Genomic DNA, 25,739 nt, shown 5'->3' with positions numbered 1-25,739 from the left:
TACTTACTCAGAAATTGCCCTGAAACCAACTTTTCATTCTGGTAAGCATTCCTTTAAAACCATCCGAAATCACAGATTCACTGTGTCCGGTACTAACTTGTTCATTTCCAAACAGTAATAAGCCCACACCCGTGGCGTGGATTGGATTACGTACTACATCAACTAAACCACCAACATGCTGTGGTACACCTAGTCTTACGGGCAGATGAAATACTTCTTCTGCCAGTTCAATTGCACCTTCCATTTTCGAACTACCACCTGTTAACACCACTCCGGCAGCTAACATTTCTTCAAAGCCACTTCGGCGTAGCTCTGCCTGGACCAGCATTAATAATTCTTCGTAACGAGGCTCCACCACTTCTGCCAGAGTTTGTCTGGCTAGTTGCCTTGGCGGTCTATCACCTACACTTGGCACTTCGATGGTTTCATCTTCGCGGGCCAGCTGCGTTAATGCACAGGCATATTTGATTTTGATTTCTTCGGCATATTGCGTCGGTGTTCTTAATGCCACGGCGATATCGTTAGTCACTTGATCGCCTGCAATTGGAATCACCGCCGTATGGCGAATGGCGCCATCAATAAACACGGCAATATCGGTGGTGCCGCCGCCGATATCGACTAAGCAAACGCCCAGTTCTTTTTCATCTTGCTCAAGAACCGAATAACTGGAAGCCATCTGTTCCAATATGATTCCGTCAACTACCAGCCCACAACGTTCAATACATTTAGTGATATTTTGTGCCGCGCTAACAGCACCTGTAATCAAGTGCACTTTGGCTTCCAAACGCACACCTGACATGCCGATAGGTTCACGGATGCCTTCCTGATTATCGATGATGTATTCTTGAGGCAGCACATGCAGTAATTGCTGATCGCCAGGAAAATGCACAGCACGTGCAGCATCTAAAACACGATCCAAATCCCCCTGAGTCACTTCTTTGTCACGGATTGCCACGGTGCCATGTGAATTCAAACTGCGAATATGACTGCCAGCAATCCCAGCAAAAACAGAATGGATCTGACAGCCAGCCATCAGTTCGGCCTCTTCAATCGCACGTTGAATCGATTGCACGGTAGATTCAATATTCACCACAACGCCTTTTTTCATGCCTCGGGCAGGATGCGAACCGATTCCGATAATTTCTAATTTATTTTCATTCGGTCCTGCGTCCAAAATCGGCGCTGCAACAATTGCAACTACCTTGGAGGTGCCGATATCCAGTCCTACAATCAGTTCTCTTTCAATTCGTTTCGACATTACACAATTCCATTAAAATCAGGTTGCTTACCGTTTTTCCAGACGACTGCAAGTCCGTTGGTATAGCGCATATCTACAATTTTGATTTGGTCGCGATAACTTGCGAGCGGGCCTTCAAATACCCGAATAAATCTTGCTAACCGTTGCTCGCTAGCTGCACGCCCTAGCTGCAATTGCATATCGTCGGTAAATTGCACTTGCCAAGAACGACGTTCATCCATAGTCAGGCTTTTCACTCTTAATCCCAGGGTGTCTAAAGACTGCTGGATGGTCACCAACTGTCTCGCCATCAATTCACTGTTGCCTTCGGGCCCAAACAATTGAATAAGTCCTTCAGGCATTTTTCCATTACCGTCTGGATAAAAAACTTGTCCACGGGTGTTGACCAGACCATTTTCATTCCAACGGGCTATCGCTTTATGCTCACTAACCATCAAGTGCAAAGTATCTGGCCAAACACGTCTCACTTGTATTTGTGCCACCCAGGGCAATGCTTCACCTGCTTGGCGAATACCCGCCACATTTACATCCAGGAAACTGCCTGTGACAAAAGGTGTTACCGCCTCGATCAATGCTTGTTTTTCGGTATTAACCAATTCGCCTTCAACCGTTACGTGCAAAATCGGCAGAGTATCGGTGTTGTTCATATACACAGTGCCGAATATCAATGTCAGCAACACCAGAACCGTACTTATATTTCGTATCCTGATCTTCCAATTCACGGCTTCTCGTGGCTTCACGGCTTGGGTTCGTGTTGCTCCCGCAGTTGGACGCTGTCTGATGGCCATTAGCGTTTACCCTCCAAGCTGCTCTGTAATACCTGTGCAACCAGGTTTTCAAAACTGATTCCAGCTTGACGAGCGGCCATTGGCACCAAACTATGATCGGTCATGCCAGGTACGCTATTCGCTTCCAGCAGGTAAAACTCACCTTGCTGATCTGCCATCACATCAATCCGTCCCCAATCGGACATATTCAAAGCATTAAATGCCGAGATAGCGAGTTGCTGACAACGTTTTTCATCATCCTCGGCCAAACCGCAAGGACATAAATATTCTGTTGAATCTGCCAGATATTTGGCTTCAAAATCGTAAAACTCTCTAGGCGTTGTTAAACGAATAACAGGTAAGGCTTTGCCGTTCAAAATGCTTACCGTGAATTCCGCACCATGAACCCATTGCTCGGCGATAACTTCATCGTCGTAATCAAAAGCAAGATTGATGGCTTGGTGCAACGCTTCTGCAGAAGTCACCTTGCTCATGCCAATACTTGACCCCTCATTTACCGGCTTGATCACGATGGGCAAACCCAACTCTTCAACAATTTGTTCAGTATTTGAGTGGCGATTTAATCGCACATATTTAGGTGTCGGTAATCCCTGACTTTGCCAAATTTGTTTACTGAGGCGTTTGTTCATCGACAGCACTGCTCCAGTGATACCGCTACCGGTATAAGGGATCTGCAATGACTGCAAAACACCCTGGATCTCACCATCTTCACCGCCGCGGCCATGCAGAATAATAAATGCCCGATCAAAGGTTTCATGGCGTAAACGCTCACTGACATTTTGATCAACATCGATCGCTACCGCATCAATACCTAAAGTCTGCATAGCGGCAAACACAGCACGACCACTTTTCAACGAAATCTCGCGTTCAGCAGAGCGTCCGCCCATCAATACAGCAACTCTACCAAAGCTTTGTGGATTGATAGTTAATTCACTCATGCGTGTTCTCCGATAATGTGGACTTCGGGGATCAATTGAACTTTTGTCTCTGCTTCTACACGTTGTTTTACTAAATCAATTAACGCTTCAATATCAGCCGCACTCGCTGCCCCGTCATTGACAATAAAGTTGGCATGTTTGGGCGACACACTGGCCCCGCCAACACGCAGTCCTTTCAAACCACATTGTTCAATCAAACGTCCAGCATAATCACCCTGAGGATTACGAAATACTGATCCAGCACAAGGTTGATTAGTCGGCTGACTGTCATTACGTTTTTTCAGTAATTGTTTGATTAATGCTGTTTCAGCTTCTGCATCGCCAACTTGTAATTCCAATGTGGCAGAGACAAACCATTCTTTCTCTGGCAGTTCGACATGGCGATAACTGACATTAAAGTCACTAGCCGGACGTTTTTTTAGTTCACCTTGACGCGTTACTGTGGTGGCTTCTTTAACTAACTGCCAAGTCTCCCAGCCATGCGCGCCCGCGTTCATCGCTAGAGCTCCGCCAAATGTGCCAGGAATACCTGCCAGAAATGCAGCACCACTCAATCCTTGTTTAGCGGATTGTTTAGCAACTTTGCTGCAGTAAACACCTACTTCGGCTGTAACTCTCTGGCCTTCTATATCCAGGTTCTGCATTGTGCCTGCCATACTGATCACAGTGCCAGCGAAACCGCCATCTCTTATCAATAAATTGCTACCTAATCCCAACCACAATAGAGGCTCATTAATTGGTAATTGACGTAGAAAATTTGCCAGGTCGTTTTTATCTTTTGGTTGATAAAAGCGCTGGGCAATACCTCCAACCCGCCAGGAAGTGTGCTGTGATAAAGGCTCGTTGATTTTCAATTCACCTTGTAACTCGGTAAACATCGACACCATTAGCTCAGCTCCTCAAGTTGTTGATCCAACTCTTTGGCAATGGTTCCGATATCACCTGCACCAAGGGTAAGCAGTAAATCTTGATCTTGTAGTAAACCGGGGAGCACAGAAAACAATGCCTGTTTGTCTTCAACAAACACCGGCTCAACCTGGCCACGCAAACGAATAGCACGGCACAAACTGCGTGCATCTGCACCTGCAATTTTATTTTCACCTGCGGGATACACTTCCAGCACAATCAAAACATCTATTGTTGAGAGCACACGAGCAAAGTCTTCAAATAAATCACGGGTCCGGGTATAACGGTGCGGCTGAAAGATCACCACTAAACGGCGGTCCGGCCATCCACCACGACTTGCAGCAATAGTGGCGGCAATTTCAGTCGGGTGATGTCCATAATCGTCAACCAACAACACCTGCCCATTTGCAGTTTGTTTTTCGCCAAGAATATTAAAACGTCGTCCAACGCCGTCAAACTTTAATAACGCTCGTTGGCAAGCAGCGATGTCTACACCCAAATTACGAGCTACGGATAAAGCCGCCGTAGCATTCAGTGCATTGTGCAAGCCAGGCATATTTAAACGGATCTGATATTGCACTCCGCTTTGGGCTTCACTAACGGTAAACTCACTTTGTCCCTGATGCTGCTGCAGATCACTGATTCGAAAATCGGCACGAGCATCTTGACCATATGTTGTGATGGGACGAGTGACTTCAGGCAGAATGCTTTCCACCACCTCATCGTCAAGGCACAACACAGCTAAACCATAAAAGGGTAAATGATGTAAAAACTCAATGAAGGTCGCTTTGAGTTTTTCAAAATCTCCTTCATAAGTTGCCATGTGATCATCATCTATATTGGTCACGATAGCGATCATCGGCTGCAGGTATAAAAAGGATGCATCGCTTTCATCTGCTTCTGCCACCAGATAACGACCAGTCCCTAATCTTGCATTGGAACCGGCACTGTTTAAGCGACCGCCAATGACAAAGGTTGGATCCAACTCACCTTCACTGAGCAATGCTGCCGTTAAACTTGTCGTGGTAGTTTTGCCATGGGTACCTGCCACCGCAATGCCATAACTAAACCGCATAAGTTCAGCCAACATTTCTGCACGTGGAACCACTGGGATACGTTGTTCTCTTGCTGCGATAACCTCCACATTGTCAGCGCTCACTGCGGTGGTCACTACCACTACATCAGCGCCTTTCAAGTATTCAGCATCATGACCAATCATGATGTTGGCACCTAGTTGACGCAAATGCTGGATCAAGCTGTTCTCATGGATATCAGAACCACTCACTTGATACCCAAGATTCAGTAATACTTCGGCAATACCGCCCATTCCCACTCCACCAATACCGATGAAATGGATATGTTTGACCCGGCTTTGCATTGCTGAGGTTAATTTAGCCATGCGCGTACTCCAAACAGATATCGGCTATCTGCACAGCCGTTCCTGGGTTTGCCAAGGCTCTTGCTTGTATTGCCATTTGTTCCAATTGTTTTCGATTTTCCAGTAATGTCTTTAGTGTTTTTGCCAACTCTTCTGCATTTAAAAAGGAATCCTGAATAATCAGAGCTGCTCCAGCATCTTTTAATGCCTGTGCATTGTGTGTTTGGTGATCATCAACGGCATATGGATAAGGCACAAAAATGGCTGCTACACCCGTTGCAGCAACCTCAGCAACCGTTAATGCCCCAGCCCGGCAAATCACTAAATCTGCTTCGCCATAAGCTATCGCCATATCATCAATAAATTGAGTAACTGTGCCTGGCACATTTGCTTGTTGATAGGCTTGTTGACAAGCCTCTAAATGTTTTTCGCCACACTGATGAACCACTTCCACCGCATGCTCAGGTCCAAGCATTGCCAAAGCTTTTGGCACGACCTGATTTAAACTTTGTGCTCCCAGGCTGCCACCTAATACTAATAGTTTCATTGGTTTTTGGGCTCTTGCCTGATAACGAATGTGTGGCTCTGGCAGTTGTTCAATCTCTTTACGTACCGGATTACCAACCCATTTGGTTTTAGTGCTGCTGGCAAAGCTATTTTCAAATCCCTGTAAGACTTGTTTGGCAATTTTTGCCAATAGACGATTGGTTAATCCGGCTATAGCATTTTGTTCATGAATTAATAGTGGTTTGCCTGACAACCACGCTGCTAGACCACCTGGACCTGAAGCAAACCCGCCCAATCCGATGACCACATCCGGTTGGAACCGTTTAATCACTTTTGTTGAAGCCAACACAGCTTTCAAAATTCTGTACGGCGCAACTAGCCAGCCCAGTAAACCGTTGCCGCGCAATCCCTTAATAGGAATTAAATTTAATTTAAATGCCGCCGCAGGCACCAAACGTGATTCAATTCCACGCTCTGTGCCAATCCATTCAATATCCACTGAACGGGAGCGCAATTCTTCAGCCACCGCTAAGGCTGGAAACACATGTCCACCGGTTCCGCCCGCCATTATTAATACTCGCGTCATCGTTTGACCCTCGCTGACGCTTTCTCAGGCTGGCGGGTTTCCAAATCCACTCGTAATAACAAACCAATGGCGACACAAACGATAACCAGACTACTACCGCCATAACTCATTAAAGGAAGGGTTAAACCCTTCGTGGGCAATACGCCCATATTGACGCCTATATTGACGCAGGCCTGTAAGCCTAACCAAACTGAAATGCCATAGGCTATCTGTGCACCGAATAATTGACCTGCTTCTTCAGCAGCGCGGCCAATTGCCAACGCACGCCAAATCATAATTAAGAACAAGGCAATCACCGCGACAGCACCCACCAAACCTAACTCTTCGGCCAGGATGGAAAATAAAAAGTCAGTATGTGCTTCAGGTAAATAAAACAACTTTTGCATACTGCTGCCTAGTCCAACACCTAACCAGTCACCACGGCCAAAAGCAATAAGGGCTTGTGTTAACTGAAAGCCACTACCAAATGGATCTGCCCAGGGGTCCATAAAACTTTGCAAACGCTGTAAACGGTATGGGGCAATCCACACCATCAATGCAAACAGTCCAGCCAGAATAGTGATTAAACCGATAAATACATCCAACCTGGCACCGCCAAGGAACATCATCACTAATACGGTAGACAGAATTACTACTATTGACCCCATATCGGGTTGCATCAACATTAATGCCGCCGCCACGCTTAGCAATAACAACGGAGATAATACTTTCAATAGCGATGTGTTGAGCTGACCATGATGTCGTTGCAGATAATCAGCTACGTAGATAATGGCAAACAACTTGATCAATTCTGCTACTTGCAAATTAACCGGGCCGAGAGGTAACCAACGTGAGCTACCATTCACTTCGCGGCCAATCCCGGGTATCAACACCAGTACTAACATGCCCACACCAATCATTAACAACATTGGTGCCATTTGTTGCCAATGTGACAGTCGTATCGACATTACACACCAGGCAAAGAACAATCCAATCATGGCAAATGCCAGTTGTCGGATGAAGAAATACAGTGGTTGCCCGGTTTTGTTCTCAGCAATAGTGATCGAGGCAGAACAGACCATAATTAGGCCAATCAGCAGTAAGGCTAATGTTGCCATCAAAAGCTTTGAATCGAAGTAGGTGCTTACACGACTCATGCAGCCAACTCCCTGACAGCCTGTTCAAAACGCTCGCCGCGATCAGCATAATTGGTAAATTGATCAAAGCTTGCACAAGCTGGTGACAGCAAAACTTGCTGACCTTTTTGTGCCGAAATACTTGCCGCTTGAACGGCCGCTTTCATATCTGCCGCAAAATGGACCTGTACTGATTTCGGTACATGACGAGCGATCTCTTCAGCTGATTGACCAATCAATACGATGGTACTGACATAGTCATTTAAGACGTCACTTAATGGTGCGAAATTTTGTCCTTTACCCACTCCACCAGCGATCAATACAATTTTGCCATTCTCAGCCAGCCCCTCAATTGCAGCGATACTGGCACCAACATTGGTCGCTTTGGAATCATTAAACCAACGCACTCCGTGCAATTCACGCACAAACCGACAACGATGCGGTAAACCTTTAAATTCTCTTAATGCTTGCAACATAGCGTCCATTGGCAAGCCCATTACTGATCCTAGCGCTAATGCGGCAAGTGCATTGGCCACATTATGACTGCCAGCAATTTTCATCTTGCTGACCAGCATTAATGGTGTATCGCCTTCAGCTAACCAAAGATGGCCACGCTGAGTCAGTACGCCAAACTCATAGCCTTTTGACTCATGCAGACTGAAACCAAGCTGATTGCGGCCTTCAACAGCCATTGATGAAACAATCGGATCATCCCGATTAATCACCATGACTCCGTTACCTTGGTAAACCTTCTGTTTAGCCCATTGATAGTCTTCAATTGAATCATAGCGATCCAAATGATCGGGGCTTACGTTCAGAATCACCGATGCAAAGGCATTTAATGACTGTACGGTTTCCATTTGAAAACTGGATAACTCAAGCACATAAAAATCAGGTGCAGGCTCAGTCAGTAAATCCAACGCTGGCGTACCTAAATTACCGCCAATGGCCACATTTTTATCAGCCATTTGTGCCATCAACCCTACCAGGGTGGTCACGGTACTTTTGCCATTAGAGCCAGTGATTGCAATGATTGGTGCATTAGCGTGACGCGCGAACAACTCAATATCACCAACGATTTCAATGCCTGCTTCTGCGGCCTGTTTGATTTGAGGTAGTCGTGGGTCAACTCCAGGACTCAACACAATACTATCTGCCCGCATCAACCAGTCTGCAGGGATACCACCAGTCTTAACAACAACTTCTGGATAGTCTTTTTGCAATGCATTCAGGCAAGAAGGTTTTTCGCTGCTATCAATAACCGCTACGGCATTACCCTGCTGCAACAGAAATCTCGCACACGACAATCCTGTCTGACCTAATCCGATGATTAAGCTGTATTGGGAACTATGATGTTGTAATTCTGCTGTCATCGTATTTTCAACGTCGCTAAACCGACCAGCACCAAAAATACGGTGATGATCCAAAATCGAACAATAATGCGGGGTTCCGGCCAGCCCTTTAATTCGTAGTGATGATGAATTGGCGCCATTAAAAACACACGTTTGCCTCGTAATTTGTATGAGGCCACTTGAATCATTACGGATAGGGTTTCGATAACAAATACTCCACCCATGATTAGTAATACCAATTCCTGGCGAACCAAAACGGCCACGGTGCCTAATGCTGCACCTAACGCTAACGCACCGACATCCCCCATAAACACTTGTGCTGGATATGTGTTAAACCATAAAAATCCCAAACCGGCGCCAACCATGGCGGCGCAAAACACGGTTAATTCTCCAGCACCGGGGATATGTGGAATTTGTAGATAATTTGCAAACTCAAAGTGACCTGCAACATAGCTGAACAAGCCCAATGCAGCTGCCACCATAACGGTTGGCATAATGGCTAAACCATCCAAACCATCAGTAAGGTTCACCGCGTTACTGCTGCCTACTATGACCAGATAAACCACTAGCAGATACCATGCACCGAGTGGAATAATAATTTCTTTAAAAAATGGCACGATTAACTGCGTTTCAGCAGCAGTTTGGGTCGTCATATATAAGAATATTGCGGCACCCAAACCGACTACCGATTGCCAGAAATACTTGTAACGGCTCAAAAGGCCTTTCGGATCCTGCCGAACCAGCTTGATGTAATCATCAACAAATCCGATCAAACCAAAAAGTAAGGTAACTAGTAAGACCACCCACACATAACGGTTAGCGAGATCGGCCCACAGTAATGTACTCACAGCAATGGCTACTAGGATTAAGGAACCGCCCATAGTCGGTGTTCCAGTTTTACTGAAGTGTGATTCTGGACCATCATTACGCACCACTTGGCCAATTTGTCTGAAACTTAAATGACGAATCATCGTAGGGCCAACAATCAAGGCAATTCCCAAGGCCGTCATCACGCCTAAAATGGCCCTTAACGTCAGATATTGGAAGACATTGAAACCGGTGTAATACTGGCTTAAATATTCACTCAGCATTAACAACATCAGGCTTCTCCTCCAACAGACAACGCATCAGCCAGTTTATCCAGCTTCATAAAGCGCGAGCCTTTTATCAAACACGCTACGTCTTTATTGAGCATGTTTTTTAATTCCGCTTCCAGTTGGGATCTATCATTAAAATGCTGAGCATTATTGCCAAACTCTGATGCTGCCAGTTGGCTTTGTTGACCAACCGTAAATAAGCGTTTAACACCCGCGGCTCGGGCATCTTTACCTAATTTTTGATGAATAGAAGTGCTCTCCGGACCCAGCTCGCCGAAATCCCCTAACACCAGCCAATGTTCTCCCGGAAATTGCATTAAGGTTTTTAAGGCCTGTTGAAATGAGCCGGGATTAGCATTGTAGGTATCATCAATCACTAATGCGTTATTGACCGCTTGGCGCAGTTGCAACCGATGAGGTACCGCTTCAATTGACGCTAAACCTTTCACAATCGCTTCTGGATCAACGTTTAAAGCGGAACATACTGCAATCGCAGCTAACGCATTACTAACGTTATGGATTCCGGGTAAGGGTAAAGTTATAAAATGGCATACCCCATCCAGTCTCACCATAAAGTGGCTTCCAGTAATTGACTGCTGTAAATCTAATGCTGTAATTTCTGCTGGTTGTTGAAGCGCAAAGCTTATGGACTGTCGGGCACCCAGGATATGTTTCCATAACTCTATATAAGGCATATCCGCATTCAAAATGCCCACACCATCTGCCTTCAAACCGGCAAATATTTCACCTTTAGCTTCGGCAACCCCTTGCAGAGAACCAAAACCTTCCAGATGAGCTGCACCGACATTATTAATGACGGCTACATCGGGTTCTGCCATAGCCACCAATGAAGCAATCTCACCAGCATGGTTTGCTCCCATTTCAATCACGGCATAATCAAAACTATCGTTTAACCGGGTAAGGGTAAGTGGAACCCCCAGTTCATTATTCAAGTTGCCTGCTGTCGCTAAAACCTTACCGCTTTGTGTCAGGATGGAAGCGATCATTTCTTTTAAGGTGGTCTTGCCATTACTGCCGGTTACAGCAATGATTTTGGCATGGCTTTTTTTACGGCAAAACCTAGCAATTTGTGCATAGGCGCTAACGACATCATTCACCACAATTTGGGGTAATTCGCTAGGGATATAGCGGTTGACCAATGCACCACACGCTCCAGTTTGAAGCGCTTGTTCAATAAAATCATGACCGTCAGTATTTTCGCCCGGCAATGCGATAAACAAATCGCCAGACTCAAGTTTACGACTATCAATTTTACTGCCAGTCATCACCGCATCGTGACCGTTTATTTCGGCTCCAAGTAACTCAGCAATTTCGACTAAGCGAATGTTCCACGTCATAGTGTTACCCTTGTTACTGAATGGCGTTTTTCTAAAGCTTGCATCGCAATCTCGTAGTCGTTGAATGGTGTTTTTATGCCAGATACTTCTTGGTACTGTTCATGGCCTTTACCGGCTATCAACACCATGTCTTCCAGCGCTGAATCCATCACGGCGAATTCAATCGCCAGCTGTCTATCTGCTTCGATATGAATATCGGTATCAGTCAGACAACCAACCAGGATTTGTTGAATGATTTCGGCACTGCTTTCACTGCGAGGGTTATCGTCTGTTAGCACAACCTTATCAGCCAGTTCACTAGCAATTTGTCCCATTAATGGCCGTTTGCCATTGTCACGATTGCCACCACAGCCAAACACACACCAAAGTCTGGATTCAGACTCCATATGCTGGCGCATACCTTGTAAGGCCTTAGCGAGCGCATCGGGTGTATGAGCAAAATCAATTACGACTGATGGTTGCAGGCTGCTCGCCAACATTTGCATGCGGCCGTTTACACTAACCAGGTGATCAAGCGCTTGGGCAATTTGGGCTACGGACCAGTCAAGCAGTGTTAATGCTCCGGCTGTTGCCTGCAGATTTTCCACATTAAATTTGCCGAGCAGCCGGGTGTTTATCGCTACATCTTGTTGATGAAGCTGCAGATTAAATTGCAAACCATTGGTTGTTGCCTCAATAGCTGAGGCATAAATATCTGCCTTAGGATCTTTGTAGCTATATTTAATACAAGTAATTTGTTCGCTGCTCAGTAATGACAACAATTTTTGGCCAAACTCATCATCGGCATTCACCACAGCCGCTTGAAGCGATGCAAAACTAAATAGGCGTTGTTTAGCGGCAGCGTAATCTTCCATGGTTTGGTGGTAATCAAGATGATCGCGGCTTAAATTGGTCAGAATGGCAAAATCAATATCGACAAAAGCTAAGCGTCCCTGCTCAAGTGCGTGAGATGAAGCCTCCAAAGCAACATATTGAATACCTGCATCACGCATTTCGGCCAATAAGGCCTGCAAACGGATTGGATCAGGTGTTGTCATGCCATTGTGTTTGAGCTCATTTAAACGGCCACTTCCCAATGTTCCTATGACACCACATGGCTGGCCAGCATTTTCAAGAGCCTGGGCAATAAACTGCGTAACGGAAGTTTTACCATTGGTACCGGTTACCGCAAAGATAGTCATAACCGCAGAGGGATATTGATAAAAAGCCGCCGCAAGTCGTGAGGTTTTATCGTTCAGCTGGTCTACAGCTAATAATTCAATATTAGCGTCTGACACTTGCTGTATCAGCTCAGGCTCAAGTGGTAATTCAGTTGAATAGCAAATGGCAACAACATCAGCCTCGATTGCTTGCTGGATGTGTTGGGAGCGAACTTCTGTGTTCGTTGCTAAAGCAATAAACAAATCTCCAGGCTTAAGTTGGCGGCTATCCAGACTCATACCAGTAATCACAGTCGTTGAAAAAGTATCACTTTCAACCAGACTCATTAAATCAATTAGGCGCATTTGATAATTCATTGATGCGCCACCTGTAATTGCGTTTGTGGAAGCGCATCAGGTGCGATATTCAACAGACGCATGGCTCCGACCATGACATCAGCAAAGACTGGAGCAGCTACCGCTCCCCCGTAATACTCTTCACCCGTAGGATTATCAATGACGACCACCATGGCCAGCCTAGGATTACTTGCAGGAATTAAACCGGCAAATAGAGATTGATATTCACTCTCGGTATATCCACCGGCCATGGCCTTTTTAACGGTTCCGGTTTTTGCTGCAACGCGATAGTTTTGAACTGCCGCACGTTGTGCAGTTCCTCCTGGAAGCACCACCAGTTCCATCATGCCACGAACAGTTTCCATTAAATCTTTGGAAAAAACACGACGTCCCTTTGGCGCTTTATCTTGTTTGATAAACGTGACATCGCGCATGATGCCGCCATTACCAATGATGGTGTAGGCTCTAGCTAATTGCAGGGTATTGGTTGCTAAACCGTAACCATAAGCTAATGTTGCTCTATCAAGTGTCCGCCAAGTACGAGGATCGGGTAAGCGGCCCATTGCTTCGCCAGGGAAATAAGCTCCACTATCAACGCCCATACCAAAACTGGCAAAATCTTCCCACAGCTCCATAGGCTCGATTTCGAGGGCAATTTTGCTGGCCGCTACGTTACTGGATTTTTGAATCGATGTGGCCAGGTTAATGATGCCGTAATCACGAAAATCACGAATAGTATGACCAGTGACCCGCATGGTGCCAGGATGCGTATTAATCATAGTATCGAGATCAAATTTTCCTGATTTTAATCCACTGACGACGGTGAATGGTTTAACGGTTGAACCCGGTTCAAATAAATCGGTAACAGCACGATTTCGTAAATCGTTAGAACTTACGCCATAACGGTTATTCGGATTAAAGGCTGGTTGATTGACCATGGCCAACACTTCACCGGTTTGAACATCCAGAATAACCGCAGAGCCAGATTGAGCTTTATTTTTTTCAACCGCATTTTTCAATGCGTTATAACTCAAATATTGCAAGCGCAAGTCGATACTCAGCTGAATATTTTCACCCGCTTTTGCCGCACGAATCGGATCACCACCACCAACAAAGTTTCCCTTACTGTCACGCACCATTCGGCGCATGCCTGGCACGCCAGTTAATAAAGGCTCGTAGGTTAACTCCAGCCCTTCTTGCCCAACATCATCTATATTGGTAAAGCCCACAACATGGGCGGCCACCTCGCCAGTTGGGTAATAGCGTTTATATTCACGTTGGAGAGCTACCCCACCAATTTTTAGTAGTTTTACTTGCTCGGAGATTTCAGGAGTTACTCGACGTTTTAAATACAAAAATTCGCGGTTAGGATTTTGATAGATACGTTCACGAATGTTTCTCACATCAATGTCTAAAATAGCTGCCAATTTTGCCAGTTGTGGGTGCTCTGGATCAGTTGCTTGTGGGTTCAACCAGACAGAATGTACCGGTGTACTAATTGCCAAAGGCTCACCATGTCGGTCCAAGATCATGCCGCGATGCGCCACAATTGGGACATTACGTAAATGGCGTGCGTCACCTTGATTACGCAAAAAGTCGGGATTAAGCACCTGGATATCAATCAAACGCCATAGCAAAGCCAGACCAATCAGAATAAAAGACAGTCTGACCAGGTTCAGCCGCCAACTACCTGTTTGCTGATAACCACGTTGCTGACGACGACTCATGGTTTAACCACCACAGTTTGCTCATTGGTAGGAACTTGCATGTTAAGGCGAGTTCGAGATTGCAGTTCAACTCGAGCAGGACTTGCCCAAGTACTTTGCTCTAATAGTAACTTCCCCCAATTTTCATTCAATTGGTCACGTCTATTTTCTAATTGCTGCAAAGCCACAAATTCACTTCGGCCAGCATGTTTGGTGTAAACCACTGCAACCGATGAGATCAACACCAATAAAGTCATTACAAACACCGGCCAATCAATACGAATGTGTTCAAAAAATGTTGGCCAGCTCATGTGAGTTTCTCCGCGACACGTAACACGGCACTGCGCGAGCGTACATTCACTGATAATTCAGCATCATCGGCCTTAACGGCTTTACCAATTATTCGTAAACGAGGATTTAATTGATCCGCCGTGATAGGGAAATGGGCTGGTAAATCATCCCCTCTAGCCTGATCTCGGAAAAAGCGTTTAACAATACGATCTTCTAATGAATGAAAACTGATTACCGCTAACCGGCCGCCCACTGCTAGCACGTCTAGTGCCTGTTCAAGCGCACTGGTTAATTCTTCTAACTCGCTATTAATAAAAATACGAATGGCTTGAAAGGTGCGTGTCGCTGGATGCTTGAACTTATCGCGGGTAGGGCTGGCTTTATCAACCAAATCTGCCAGTTGTTTAGTTGTGGTAATGGGCGTGTGTTCGCGAGTTTCTACAATGGCTGAAGCAATACGCTTACCGTAACGTTCTTCGCCAAGGGTTTTAATAACCGTCGCTATTTCGTTCATCTCGGCACTGGCAAGCCATTGTGCTGCGCTCATACCCGTGGTCGGGTCCATCCGCATATCCAACGGACCATCATGCTGAAAACTAAAGCCACGAACTGCTTCATCAAGCTGTGGAGAGGACACACCAATATCCATCAAAATACCATTCACTTTTCCCTGCCAGAGACGTGAATGAATAACAGTGGAAAGTTCGGAAAATGCACAATGCTCAATAGAAAAACGGCTATCGCTTGCAGCGAGAGCCTGACCTACAGCAACCGCAGCGGGATCACGGTCTAAACCCAATAAACGTCCATTATCTGAAAGTTGCTCTAATACAGCACGGGTGTGGCCACCGCGACCGAAAGTGGCATCCACATAAATACCATCGGGCTGAATCAACAGCGCCTCGACAGTCTCTTTCAGAAGGACCGGTTGATGTGTTGGGAGTTGGTTTGTCATGGCTCCGCCCTATATCGACAGCGTTTCGAGTTCGGCGGGCATTATTGCGTCAAAGTCTTCTTGAAGACATGCGTCCATCAATGTATTCCAGCTTTGTTCATCCCACAGCTCAAACTTATTTCCTTGCCCAATCATGACGATATTTTTATCTAAACCTGCGAACTCACGAAGCTTGGCCGGCAACAGAATGCGGCCATTGCTATCCATCTCACATTCGGTGGCATAGCCCAGCAACATACGTTTCAAACGACGAACTTGAGGATTCAAACTTGGTAGCGCAGATAATTTCTGCTCAACAGCTTCCCATTCTGGCAGGGGGTAAACCTGTAAACAGTGATCTGAGTGGTCGATAGTGATCACTAATCGGCCCTCACAACAGACATCAAGATGCTTACGGAACTTGGCTGGGATGGCCATCCGTCCTTTTGCATCCAGATTGAAAGTTGCTACGCCTCGAAACACTGTTAGTCCTCAAATTGAAGGATCCACAAAGATCCACTTTTCCCCACTTTCCGACACTATAGGAGTGCTACAGAACGAAGTCAAGCATCAAAATTAAGAAAATCCCCTTTTTACGACAAGGACTTAGCGCATTTTTATAAAAGTGGGGGGAATGTGGATCAAGGCAAAAATGAGGACTCATTTCTTATCAAAAAACTGGCATCGGAAGTTAAAGTAGATTCTAGAATAATGGCTGGATTTGAACCGGCTGAAAAAAATTTTAGAGGGGCTAGGGCTTGTTGCTCTTTCATCTCCGCCTCTGTTGTGAGCTGAAAAAGCGTCAATCAAGGCACGAGGAGCGCCTTTTAGTTGTTCTAAATAAGTGACGAGTAACGCAGAGTGGCGCTTTTTCAGTCACAACCCGTAGGGCTGGGACTATTTTTACGGCCGACTGCGTTGTCAATCACTTATGTAGGAGGACTACACGGCGTGCTTTCCGCCTTGGCGGACACAAAAATAGCCGCCAGCAGTGGTGGATATGAAAGATCAACAAGTCCTAATCAAGAAAAAAGTTTGAGATGGCCGATAAGCCGGGTTCTGTCGTGGACAATCATTCATCTGGGACTGATGTCACCATCAGCCTCAAGCAACCTACCCGGGAACCATGCGGGCCGCATGTCATGCCGAAGCATTTGTTCCTCTATTTGGTCTTGCTCCTGGTGGGGTTTACCATGCCACTTCTGTTACCAGAAGCGCGGTGCGCTCTTACCGCACCCTTTCACCCTTACCTGAAAATACATTCAGGCGGTTTACTCTCTGTTGCACTGGCCGTGGACTTGCGTCCCCCAGGTGTTACCTGGCACCTTACCCTATGGAGCCCGGACTTTCCTCACTCTGAATCCTTACGGACATCAAGCGCGATTGTCTGGCCATCTCAACCCGCTATTTTACCGGAGCAGCTTTATTTTTGCTGAAGTTTCAACGCCATGTCGTAGGCTTTATTTTTCTTGATGCCAAGAATAGAAGCCGTAATACTCGCGGCCTGCTTCAAAGGTACTTCCTCTAACAAGATCTTCAGTACTCGGGCTTGCTCTGCTTCATCACTGTCCACCACCGTTGATTGACCTTCAATTAGTAAAACGATCTCACCTTTTTGATGATTTGGATCAGCGATAACAACCTCTACCAACTCAGCTAACGGCAGAGTAACAATGGTTTCAAACATTTTTGTCAGTTCACGAGCCAGACAAGCTTTACGCTCTGCCCCAAAAACAGCCAGCATATCTTGCAAACTGGCCACCATTCGCTTGGGGCTTTCATAGAAAATTAACGTACGCGGCTCATTCGCTAGTTTTTCTAGCACTTGCCGGCGTGCGGTAGATTTAGGTGGTAAAAAACCTTCAAAGGCAAAACGTTCGGCGGATAATCCAGATGCTGACAGTGCCGTAATAACCGCACAGGCGCCTGGTATGGGAACCACTTTGATACCTTGTTCACGCGCCATATTGACTAAACGAAACCCCGGATCACTTATCAATGGTGTGCCGGCATCCGAAATCAAAGCAATTGATTCACCTGCAGCGATACGCGATAACAATAATTCACTGCGTTGTTGTTCATTATGTTCGTGTAATGAAATGGTAGAAGTTTCAATACCATGGTGCTTCAACAAATATTTACTATGTCTGGTGTCTTCAGCGGCAATCAAATCTACTGAAGATAGGACTTCAATAGCGCGGGCAGAAATATCTGCCAAATTTCCGATAGGGGTCGCGACAATATAGAGGGCGGCTGTAGCGTCGTTCACGGCATGTATCCTGAAAAGAAATATTGATTCTGGTCGTAATATACGCGAACAGGTAAGATGATGCCTTCTCCGAACTAAATTTGATGTAGCTTATGACGCAACGATTTTCTGCCCTGCTTATACTGTTGGCCCTACTGACTTTGTCTGCCTGTCAGCCGATATCGATGGATACAAAACCCTCTGGTCCCGATATGACAACCTTGATATCTGAGGCAGAACAACAGGGCGATTATGCGGTGGCCGCTGAACAGTATCTTGCTAAAGCAGCAGAATCTGAAGGTGCATTAAAATCAGCATTTCAATATCGCGCCGCCATGATGCACTATGAATTAGGTGAACTGACTGAGGCAGATGCGTTACTTGCTGAAACCAACCTTGAACAACTTACTTCACAAGAACAAATAACAGCCAATTTGCTACGCGCAGATATCGCTGTATTAAATTTGGATGGTCAAAGTGCATTACTACATTTAGACAAGATTGATTTTGCTTCAGCCAATACTGCCCAACAAAGTCGTATTTTGGAATTGCAAATTACCGCTTACGATCTGACAGAAAACTGGCTAGAGAAAGCTTTAGCTCATATCAAACTTGATGAAATGTTATCGGAAAGTGATCGTGAAAATAATCATTTAGCACTGTGGCAAACGTTGATGAAAATGACACCGCAGGCATTGGATTTATACAATCCCGGTCAGCCGCCAGCCGAAGATAGTGGCTGGTTTGCATTGGCTTATGCAGTTAAAGCTTATGAAAATAATCCTGAAGCGATGGAAGTGGCGATCGAAGACTGGGAATACAGTTATCCCAACCATCCTGCCAATGTTGAGCAATTAAAAAAATCGGTTAAAACACCGGTTCGCCTTCCAGAACAACTCGACCTGATTGGGATTTTATTGCCTGATTCAGGACCAGCAGCAAATGCGGGCCAGGCAATCCGCCAGGGAATCATTGCTGCACATTTCAATGCCCGTTCCAATGTTCGGCTGCAGTTTTATGATGTTCAAGCCGGTAGCACAGCTGCTTCCAATAATGTTATCTCGCAGTACGATAAGGCCGTGGCTGATGGCGCGAATATTATCATTGGCCCTCTGGACAAGCTTTCAGTAGAAATATTGGCTGAACACGAAGGTTTAACCATTCCGGTGTTAGCGCTTAACCGAATTAGCCACGATATTGAGCAAGTAAACTTCTTCCAATTTGCTCTTGCACCTGAGGATGATGCCCGCACCCAAGCAGAGTATGCCAACAAACTGGGATATAAACGAGCAATTGTCTTGAGCCCACGCAGTGATTGGGGTGATCGAGTGGTGGATGCTTTTGCCGATGAATGGCAAGCTTCGGGTGGTCAACTGGTTACTCGGGCAAAATATGATGAAGCAGAAAATGACTATTCACATATCCTGACACCTATTCTTGGAGTGGATAGCAGTATTCAACGTTATCAAAACCTCCAGCGTGCGCTAGGGAAATCACTTGAATTTGAACCGAGACGTCGCCAGGATGTGGATTTTCTGTTTATGGTTGGTAGGCCTTTGAAAGCTCGTCAACTGTTAACGCAACTACGTTTCCATCGTTCAGGACAATTACCCATTCTGGCTACTTCACACGCCTATGGTGGTGAAGCCAATGCTCAACAAGATATCGACTTGAATGGGTTGATTTTTACCGATATACCTTGGATGTTTAGCGAGCAATCAGAGCAAGATCCCGCTTATACTGCTGTGCGTCGACAAGCCTCTGGCGATATTGGTACGTTTATGCGTTTAGCGGCGTTAGGCGTTGATGCCTATCGAATGATTCCTTTCTTACCAGTGATGACAAGCTCTGAAACCGAGGAGTATAAAGGTGCCACCGGCACACTGACGATTAATGAGCAAGGTCAGATTGAACGTTCAATGCCAATTGCTACAATACGCAATGGCCTGATTGAACCGCTTCTTAGTGAATAAAACAGATGGCCGAACATCTCCAGTCTGGTAAGCAGGCGGAGCAATTAGCTTGTGATTACCTAAAAAAAAGAGGGTTAAAGCTAATCCAACGTAACTTTCACTGTCGTCGCGGTGAAATTGATTTGATCATGCAAGATGGCACGACGTTAGTATTTATTGAAGTTCGGTTTCGACGCAATGCATACCATGGCAGTGCGCTGGAAAGTATTACAAGCACCAAACAATCACGTATTATCACCACAGCTCAGCATTATTTAATGCAATCTGGATGGCCACATAATTGTCGATTTGATGCAATCGCCGTGACAGCAGATTCATCCGATCACATTTTATGGATTCAGGATGCATTTCAACTAAACTAAAGAACAAATTCATCAGCAATTATTCAACGAGGAACAAATCCATGTACCAAATTAGACTGGTTTTCTTACTACTGATACCAATAATGTTGCTGCAAGCCTGTGCAGCCGTGGTGGTCGGTGGCGCTGCAACCACTGCAGCAGTCGCTTATGATCGCCGTACCGCTGGCGCGATATTAGATGATCAAAGCATTGAAGTGAAAGCCAAATATGCTATTTTCCAAAGTAAAGATGTATATAACCAAAGCAATATCAATGTAACCAGTTATAACGGCTTTGTGCTGTTATCAGGTGAAACACCCAACGAAGCACTAAAACAAAAAGCGACAAAGCTAGTTAAAGATATACCAAAAGTACGTAAGGTCTATAACGAACTGGCGATTTCAGGCCCCAGCGCATTAACTTCAAGAAGCAGTGATAGCTGGATCACCACTAAGGTTAAAACCAAGATTACCCAGGATGAAAATGTCGATCCCTTTTATGTGAAAGTTGTTACAGAAAGAGGAACGGTCTACTTGATGGGTAAAGTTAAGAAGGCTGAGGCAGATCAGGCTGTCGCCGCAACACGGTCTGTGAAAGGGGTTTTACGAGTCGTAAAAATATTCGAATATATCGATTGATTAGCTGTTGTACAAAAGCCCCTCTCAGAGGGGCTTTTTTTAAAACGGTTTCACCACCGCCAGAATTATCACCGCTATTAATATCAACACTGGCATCTCGTTAAACCACCGATAAAACTTATGACTACGTTGATTTTTATCTGCAGAAAACTGTTTAAGCATTCGTCCACACATACCATGATAGGCAAACAGCAATAGCACCAGAGTCAATTTGGCATGTAACCAATACATCGTTTTCAATTGATCCAGCGTGTAATAACTCATTAGCCATACCCCCAATATCAGGGCAATAATTGCACTGGGGGTCATAATGCCACGATACAGTTTACGCTCCATAACTTTAAACCGTTCGTTGCCAGCTTGGTCTTCACACATCGCGTGATAAACAAATAATCTTGGTAAATAAAACAAAGCGGCAAACCATGTCACAATCGCCATCAAATGGAACGCTTTTATCCATAACATCTGCAATGACTCCTTATTAGAAACAATGATAGTATCAGTCCATATTAAACTGGAGATCAACGATGTCCGATGAACGAAGATATTTTAGCCGAATCCCTTTTACGGCCAATGCGCATATTTTAACGACTGATGGTGACATGTATCTTAATTGTCGGGTAATTGATGTGTCACTCAACGGATTACTCATTGCTCGCCCCGAAAACTGGGTAGGCAAGCTTACTGATAATTTTACTGTTGATTTGTTGCTCGACGACGCGCAGGTGGTGATTAAAATGCAAGCGGAAATGGCACACCTGGACACAGACAGTATTGGCTTTCACTGTAAATTAATCGACCTAGACAGCATAACCCACCTCAAAAGATTGGTGGAATTGAATCTCGCTGACGAAGCTTTGTTACATCGCGAATTATCAGCCTTATTAACTATGCCAGGCCAATAAATTAGGCTTATAGCCAGCCCTCTTTAAGCGCATCAATTGCCTGTTGCAAATGATGTACTGCAATCACTTTCAACCCTGAAATAGGTTTCCGTGGTGCATTGGCAGCAGGTACTAATGCCACTTTAAAGCCATGTTTACCTGCATCCCGAATCCGTTCTTCTCCCGCTTGAACTGGCCGAATCTCACCGGTTAATCCGACTTCACCAAACACTACCCAATCCTGTGGAATCGCTTTATTACGTAAGCTTGAAATAACAGCTGTCAGCACCGCAAGATCGGCACCGGTTTCACTTAATTTGACGCCGCCCACTACATTGATAAAGACATCCTGATCATGACAAGTAATACCACCATGTCTATGCAAAATAGCCAATAACATCGCCAAACGATTTTGTTCCAGACCAACCGAGACACGTCGCGGATTGCCTAAAGGGCTTTCATCGACCAGAGCTTGCACTTCCACCAACATTGGGCGACTACCTTCACGAATCACCGTAATAATACTGCCAGGAACGGCCTGTTCTCCACGCGATAAAAAGATGGCTGATGGATTACTAACTTCTTTTAACCCTAGTTCAGTCATAGCGAATACACCCAGCTCATTCACTGCGCCAAAGCGGTTTTTGACTGCACGTAAAATACGGAAGCGAGTCGAGCTGTCGCCTTCAAAATACAACACCGTATCCACCATATGTTCCAAAACACGTGGTCCTGCCAATGCACCTTGTTTGGTGACATGGCCGACCAGAATCATGGTAATGCCGCTGGATTTGGCAAATCTGACTAATTGCGCCGCACTTTCCCGGACTTGTGCTACCGTTCCTGGCGCAGATTGCAGTAACTCAGTAAACACCGTTTGAATCGAATCAACGACCATCACTTGCGGTTGACGTTGTTGGGCAATCGCCATCATTTGTTCTGCATGAGTTTCTGCCAGTAGATCCACTGGCGTTTCTTGTAATTGCAGACGCTCAGCGCGCAGACGAATTTGCTGCAGGGATTCTTCACCACTGATATATAGCGGATTAATACCACTTAATTCCGCCATACTCGCCATGGCTTGCAACAGTAAAGTCGACTTACCAATACCGGGATCACCGCCTATCAACACTACTGAACCAGTAACCAGTCCTCCACCCAGCACGCGATCCAATTCCGGCAATCCGGTTGACCAGCGAACTGCTTGTTCGGAAGTAATCGTTTTTAATGCTTGAACTGTATTTTGTTGTTGGCCAGCATAACCAGTGTGTTTATTCATTGTGGCAGAGGGTTTAACACTGCTTTGCACCGATTCTTCAAGACTGTTCCAGGCACCGCAGTCTGTACAACGACCAGCCCATTGCGGTGTTTGAGCACCACATTCACGGCATACATAAACCCGTTTTGCTTTAGCCATGTAGATACTCCCTGTTCACTCGCGGTGTCACACAGCATAATAATTCGTAGGGGATGGTTCCTGCTTTTTCGGCTAACCATTCAACCGCTAAGGCATCGGTGCCCCAAATCACCACCTCGTCATCTAATTGTGCTTGTGGACAAGTATCCAGATTGACACATATTGTGTCCATGGAGACGCGACCGATAACCGGAACTTCTTTGCCACGAATAATGACTTTGCCAGTATTGGATAAATGTCGGCTATAGCCGTCACCATAACCAATACTGACCACACCCATACGCATTGATTGGTCTGCCGTCCATTGGCCACCGTAACCCACTTCATCTCCAGCTTTTAACTGTTGGGTAGCAATCAGTTTGGAGACCAATTGCATCACCGGCTTTAATCCCAGTTGAGTGCCTGTTTTATCGGCAAATGGTGAAGCGCCGTATAGCATCAGCCCGGGTCTTACCCATTGATAATGTGATTGAGGCAAACTGATTATCGCTGCTGAGTTCGCCATACAAACAGGCAATCCAGAAGTTTCTGCAAGGTTTTGCATAACCATTATCTGTTGTTGGTTTCTCTCATCATTAAGTAAATCAGAGTTAGCAAAATGGCTCATCAAACCAACCTCGTCGACCAGATCTTTACGTGCCGTAAGTTGGTCCCAGATCTGTCGGATATGTTGCTCCGCCAGCCCCAACCTATGCATACCGGTTTCCAGCATCAGCCAGATAAACGGTATGGGTTTAATGAGTTTTGCTTTCAGCAAAAAGTCGAGATGTTGTTGCTGGTGTAAAACCGGTGTTAAGTCATACTCAGCTGCCAACTGCCATTCTTCGATAGAACTGACACCTTCAAAAATCGTGATCGGCTGCTTAAAACCATGTTGTCTTAGGATTAACGCTTCTTTTAATCTGGCTACCGCAAAAGCATCGGTTTGCTGTAATGCTTTGGCGATTTCAATGACGCCATGGCCATAGGCATCGGCTTTAATCACCGACATTACTTTACTGTTCGGAGCGTAATGGCGAACCTGCTGCAGATTATGTTGGAGGGCTGCCAGATCGATTCGGGCAAACGGATAACGACTCACGATTCATTATCACCGTAATCTTGTTGGTAATAAGCAGGGGCAAAGTTTTCAAAACGGGTGTATTTGCCCTGAAAGGTTAACGCGACAGTGCCAATGGGACCATTACGTTGTTTACTGATAATGATTTCAGCTTTGCCTTTTTCAGCAGAATCTTCGTTATAAACTTCATCACGATAGATAAAAACAATGATATCCGCGTCCTGCTCAATCGCTCCAGACTCACGTAGATCCGACATTACCGGCCGCTTATTCGGACGTTGTTCAAGTGAACGATTCAACTGAGATAAGGCGATAACGGGTACATTCAATTCTTTGGCAAGAGCTTTTAACGAACGTGAAATCTCGGAAATTTCATTGGTGCGATTTTCAGCCTGACGTCCATTGGAACTGCCGCTCATCAATTGTAGATAATCGATAATGATCAGGCTCAAACCATGTTCACGTTTTAACCTTCTTGCACGTGCTCTTAGTTCTGATGGGGTTAAGCCGCCAGTATCATCAATAAATAAGGGTGCTTCGTTTAATAAAGCAATGGCCGAAGTCAGTCTGGGCCAATCATCATCATTCAGTCGGCCGGTACGTAATCGATGCTGATCTATACGACCTAATGAGGACAACATCCGCATCGCTAATGAGTCGGCAGGCATCTCCATACTGAATACCGCAACCGGCTGTTTGCTATGGATAGCCGCATTTTCGGCAATGTTCATTGCAAAGGTAGTTTTACCCATCGACGGTCGGCCAGCAATAATCACTAAATCTGCAGGTTGTAAGCCGGAAGTTTGATCATCAAAATCAATAAAACCAGTTGGTAGGCCGGTAATACCACTATCCTGCTCAAATAGTGTATCGATTTTATCGACCACTTTACTCAAGACATCTTTGACCTGAATAAAGCCGCCACCACGTTTTGCACCTTTTTCAGCGATTTCAAAAACACGTCGCTCAGCGGTGTCGAGCATTTCTTCACTATTTCGACCTTCCGGCGTAAAAGCCATACTAGCAATGTTATTACCAATCTGAATTAGCTGACGCAGAATTGAACGCTCGCGGACGATCGCTGCATAGGCTTTGATATTGGCTGCACTGGGAGTGTTGCGCGCAAGGGCGCCGAGATAGGCTAGTTCACCAACCTTATCGAGTTCACCACGTTGATTATGCCATTCGGCCAGCGTGATAACGTCTACCGGATTGGCTTGTTCCATTAATTCCGCGATGCCGCGGAAAATAAGCTGATGGTCGTGGCGGTAGAAATCCAGCTCAACCAATAGATCAGAAACCTGTTCCCACGCACTATTATCAAGCATCAATCCGCCTAAGACAGATTGTTCAGCTTCAACTGAATGTGGTGGTACCTTCAGGGCCTGAGTCGCGCTGTCTTGATAGCTTTCTGGATAAGTTATCTGTTCCACAGCAATTGTCCAAGCTGGTTAAACAAGCATTTGAT

Annotated in this window: 24 protein-coding genes and 1 other RNA gene; 4 read left to right on the top strand and 21 right to left on the bottom strand. The window is 45.5% G+C overall.

All coding sequences use genetic code 11. The features are described 5' to 3' along the window. Positions 1-7: 7 nt before the first annotated feature. From ftsA to rsmI, 17 genes are all read right to left on the bottom strand, one after another. Positions 8-1,258: a cell division protein FtsA gene (gene ftsA, locus ACN0V2_RS10385; RefSeq protein ID WP_417550743.1), complete on the bottom strand. Its 1,251-nt coding sequence runs from the start codon at positions 1,256-1,258 to the stop codon at positions 8-10. Beyond that, positions 1,258-2,046 carry a cell division protein FtsQ/DivIB gene (locus ACN0V2_RS10380; protein ID WP_417550742.1) on the bottom strand — a complete coding sequence of 263 codons (789 nt, stop codon included), beginning with the start codon at positions 2,044-2,046 and terminating at the stop codon, positions 1,258-1,260. Before ACN0V2_RS10380 ends, ftsA begins: the two co-directional genes overlap by 1 nt. After that, complete coding sequence (locus ACN0V2_RS10375; RefSeq protein WP_417550741.1) at positions 2,046-2,984, bottom strand: D-alanine--D-alanine ligase; 939 nt, start codon at positions 2,982-2,984, stop codon at positions 2,046-2,048. Before ACN0V2_RS10375 ends, ACN0V2_RS10380 begins: the two co-directional genes overlap by 1 nt. Further along, entirely contained in the window at positions 2,981-3,871 is an 891-nt protein-coding gene (gene murB / locus ACN0V2_RS10370; RefSeq protein ID WP_417550740.1) for a UDP-N-acetylmuramate dehydrogenase, read from the bottom strand. Before murB ends, ACN0V2_RS10375 begins: the two co-directional genes overlap by 4 nt. Continuing rightward, positions 3,871-5,289 (bottom strand): UDP-N-acetylmuramate--L-alanine ligase, encoded by a 1,419-nt coding sequence (gene murC / locus ACN0V2_RS10365; protein ID WP_417550739.1) that lies wholly within the window; start codon positions 5,287-5,289, stop codon positions 3,871-3,873. Before murC ends, murB begins: the two co-directional genes overlap by 1 nt. Continuing rightward, entirely contained in the window at positions 5,282-6,361 is a 1,080-nt protein-coding gene (murG, locus tag ACN0V2_RS10360) for an undecaprenyldiphospho-muramoylpentapeptide beta-N-acetylglucosaminyltransferase (RefSeq protein ID WP_417550738.1), read from the bottom strand. Before murG ends, murC begins: the two co-directional genes overlap by 8 nt. Then, positions 6,358-7,497: a putative lipid II flippase FtsW gene (ftsW, locus tag ACN0V2_RS10355; protein ID WP_417550737.1), complete on the bottom strand. Its 1,140-nt coding sequence runs from the start codon at positions 7,495-7,497 to the stop codon at positions 6,358-6,360. The genes murG and ftsW overlap by 4 nt, the downstream gene beginning before the upstream one ends. Beyond that, complete coding sequence (murD, locus tag ACN0V2_RS10350; RefSeq protein WP_417550736.1) at positions 7,494-8,849, bottom strand: UDP-N-acetylmuramoyl-L-alanine--D-glutamate ligase; 1,356 nt, start codon at positions 8,847-8,849, stop codon at positions 7,494-7,496. The genes ftsW and murD overlap by 4 nt, the downstream gene beginning before the upstream one ends. Next, positions 8,846-9,928, bottom strand: a complete 1,083-nt coding sequence (mraY, locus tag ACN0V2_RS10345; protein ID WP_417550735.1) for a phospho-N-acetylmuramoyl-pentapeptide-transferase — start codon at positions 9,926-9,928, stop codon at positions 8,846-8,848. The genes murD and mraY overlap by 4 nt, the downstream gene beginning before the upstream one ends. Next, on the bottom strand, positions 9,928-11,283 hold the full coding sequence (locus ACN0V2_RS10340; protein ID WP_417550734.1) for a UDP-N-acetylmuramoyl-tripeptide--D-alanyl-D-alanine ligase: 1,356 nt from the start codon (positions 11,281-11,283) through the stop codon (positions 9,928-9,930). Before ACN0V2_RS10340 ends, mraY begins: the two co-directional genes overlap by 1 nt. Beyond that, positions 11,280-12,800 carry a UDP-N-acetylmuramoyl-L-alanyl-D-glutamate--2,6-diaminopimelate ligase gene (locus ACN0V2_RS10335; protein ID WP_417550733.1) on the bottom strand — a complete coding sequence of 507 codons (1,521 nt, stop codon included), beginning with the start codon at positions 12,798-12,800 and terminating at the stop codon, positions 11,280-11,282. The genes ACN0V2_RS10340 and ACN0V2_RS10335 overlap by 4 nt, the downstream gene beginning before the upstream one ends. Next, positions 12,797-14,506, bottom strand: coding sequence for a peptidoglycan D,D-transpeptidase FtsI family protein (locus ACN0V2_RS10330; RefSeq protein ID WP_417550732.1), 1,710 nt, complete (start codon positions 14,504-14,506; stop codon positions 12,797-12,799). The genes ACN0V2_RS10335 and ACN0V2_RS10330 overlap by 4 nt, the downstream gene beginning before the upstream one ends. After that, on the bottom strand, positions 14,503-14,796 hold the full coding sequence (gene ftsL / locus ACN0V2_RS10325; protein WP_417550731.1) for a cell division protein FtsL: 294 nt from the start codon (positions 14,794-14,796) through the stop codon (positions 14,503-14,505). The genes ACN0V2_RS10330 and ftsL overlap by 4 nt, the downstream gene beginning before the upstream one ends. Next, the gene (gene rsmH, locus ACN0V2_RS10320) at positions 14,793-15,731 is read right to left on the bottom strand and encodes a 16S rRNA (cytosine(1402)-N(4))-methyltransferase RsmH (protein WP_417550730.1); all 939 of its coding nucleotides are present in this window, start codon (positions 15,729-15,731) and stop codon (positions 14,793-14,795) included. Before rsmH ends, ftsL begins: the two co-directional genes overlap by 4 nt. Positions 15,732-15,740: 9 nt before the next feature. Next, positions 15,741-16,193 carry a division/cell wall cluster transcriptional repressor MraZ gene (gene mraZ / locus ACN0V2_RS10315; protein WP_069295733.1) on the bottom strand — a complete coding sequence of 151 codons (453 nt, stop codon included), beginning with the start codon at positions 16,191-16,193 and terminating at the stop codon, positions 15,741-15,743. Between the two features lie 549 nt (positions 16,194-16,742). Continuing rightward, positions 16,743-17,109, bottom strand: an RNA gene (gene rnpB / locus ACN0V2_RS10310) — RNase P RNA component class A. A 24-nt stretch (positions 17,110-17,133) separates the two neighbouring features. Then, on the bottom strand, positions 17,134-17,979 hold the full coding sequence (rsmI, locus tag ACN0V2_RS10305; protein WP_417550729.1) for a 16S rRNA (cytidine(1402)-2'-O)-methyltransferase: 846 nt from the start codon (positions 17,977-17,979) through the stop codon (positions 17,134-17,136). Between the two features lie 164 nt (positions 17,980-18,143). Here rsmI and ACN0V2_RS10300 point away from each other — a divergent pair, with 164 nt between their 5' ends. From ACN0V2_RS10300 to ACN0V2_RS10290, 3 genes are all read left to right on the top strand, one after another. Next, positions 18,144-19,931, top strand: a complete 1,788-nt coding sequence (locus ACN0V2_RS10300) for a penicillin-binding protein activator (protein ID WP_417550728.1) — start codon at positions 18,144-18,146, stop codon at positions 19,929-19,931. Between the two features lie 5 nt (positions 19,932-19,936). After that, positions 19,937-20,293 (top strand): YraN family protein, encoded by a 357-nt coding sequence (locus tag ACN0V2_RS10295; RefSeq protein ID WP_417550726.1) that lies wholly within the window; start codon positions 19,937-19,939, stop codon positions 20,291-20,293. An 83-nt stretch (positions 20,294-20,376) separates the two neighbouring features. After that, positions 20,377-20,910 (top strand): BON domain-containing protein, encoded by a 534-nt coding sequence (locus ACN0V2_RS10290; protein ID WP_417550725.1) that lies wholly within the window; start codon positions 20,377-20,379, stop codon positions 20,908-20,910. Between the two features lie 39 nt (positions 20,911-20,949). Here the strand turns inward: ACN0V2_RS10290 and hemJ are convergent, their stop codons facing one another. Continuing rightward, positions 20,950-21,381 carry a protoporphyrinogen oxidase HemJ gene (gene hemJ, locus ACN0V2_RS10285; protein WP_417550724.1) on the bottom strand — a complete coding sequence of 144 codons (432 nt, stop codon included), beginning with the start codon at positions 21,379-21,381 and terminating at the stop codon, positions 20,950-20,952. A 56-nt stretch (positions 21,382-21,437) separates the two neighbouring features. On the opposite strand from hemJ, the gene ACN0V2_RS10280 reads away from it, so the two are divergent. Further along, positions 21,438-21,815 (top strand): PilZ domain-containing protein, encoded by a 378-nt coding sequence (locus ACN0V2_RS10280; protein WP_417550723.1) that lies wholly within the window; start codon positions 21,438-21,440, stop codon positions 21,813-21,815. 7 nt (positions 21,816-21,822) lie between these two features. Here the strand turns inward: ACN0V2_RS10280 and radA are convergent, their stop codons facing one another. The 3 genes from radA to dnaB are packed head-to-tail and all read right to left on the bottom strand — an operon-like array spanning position 21,823 to position 25,704. After that, complete coding sequence (gene radA, locus ACN0V2_RS10275) at positions 21,823-23,211, bottom strand: DNA repair protein RadA (RefSeq protein ID WP_417550722.1); 1,389 nt, start codon at positions 23,209-23,211, stop codon at positions 21,823-21,825. Beyond that, positions 23,204-24,292 carry an alanine racemase gene (alr, locus tag ACN0V2_RS10270; protein WP_417550721.1) on the bottom strand — a complete coding sequence of 363 codons (1,089 nt, stop codon included), beginning with the start codon at positions 24,290-24,292 and terminating at the stop codon, positions 23,204-23,206. Before alr ends, radA begins: the two co-directional genes overlap by 8 nt. Beyond that, the gene (dnaB, locus tag ACN0V2_RS10265; protein ID WP_417550720.1) at positions 24,289-25,704 is read right to left on the bottom strand and encodes a replicative DNA helicase; all 1,416 of its coding nucleotides are present in this window, start codon (positions 25,702-25,704) and stop codon (positions 24,289-24,291) included. The genes alr and dnaB overlap by 4 nt, the downstream gene beginning before the upstream one ends. Between the last annotated feature and the right edge of the window lie 35 nt (positions 25,705-25,739).

The sequence above is a fragment of the Methylophaga sp. genome (genome assembly GCF_048266885.1).
Classification (GTDB): domain Bacteria; phylum Pseudomonadota; class Gammaproteobacteria; order Nitrosococcales; family Methylophagaceae; genus Methylophaga.
Note: the sequence above shows the minus strand (reverse complement) of the source record. Positions and strands in the feature narration are given on the sequence as shown.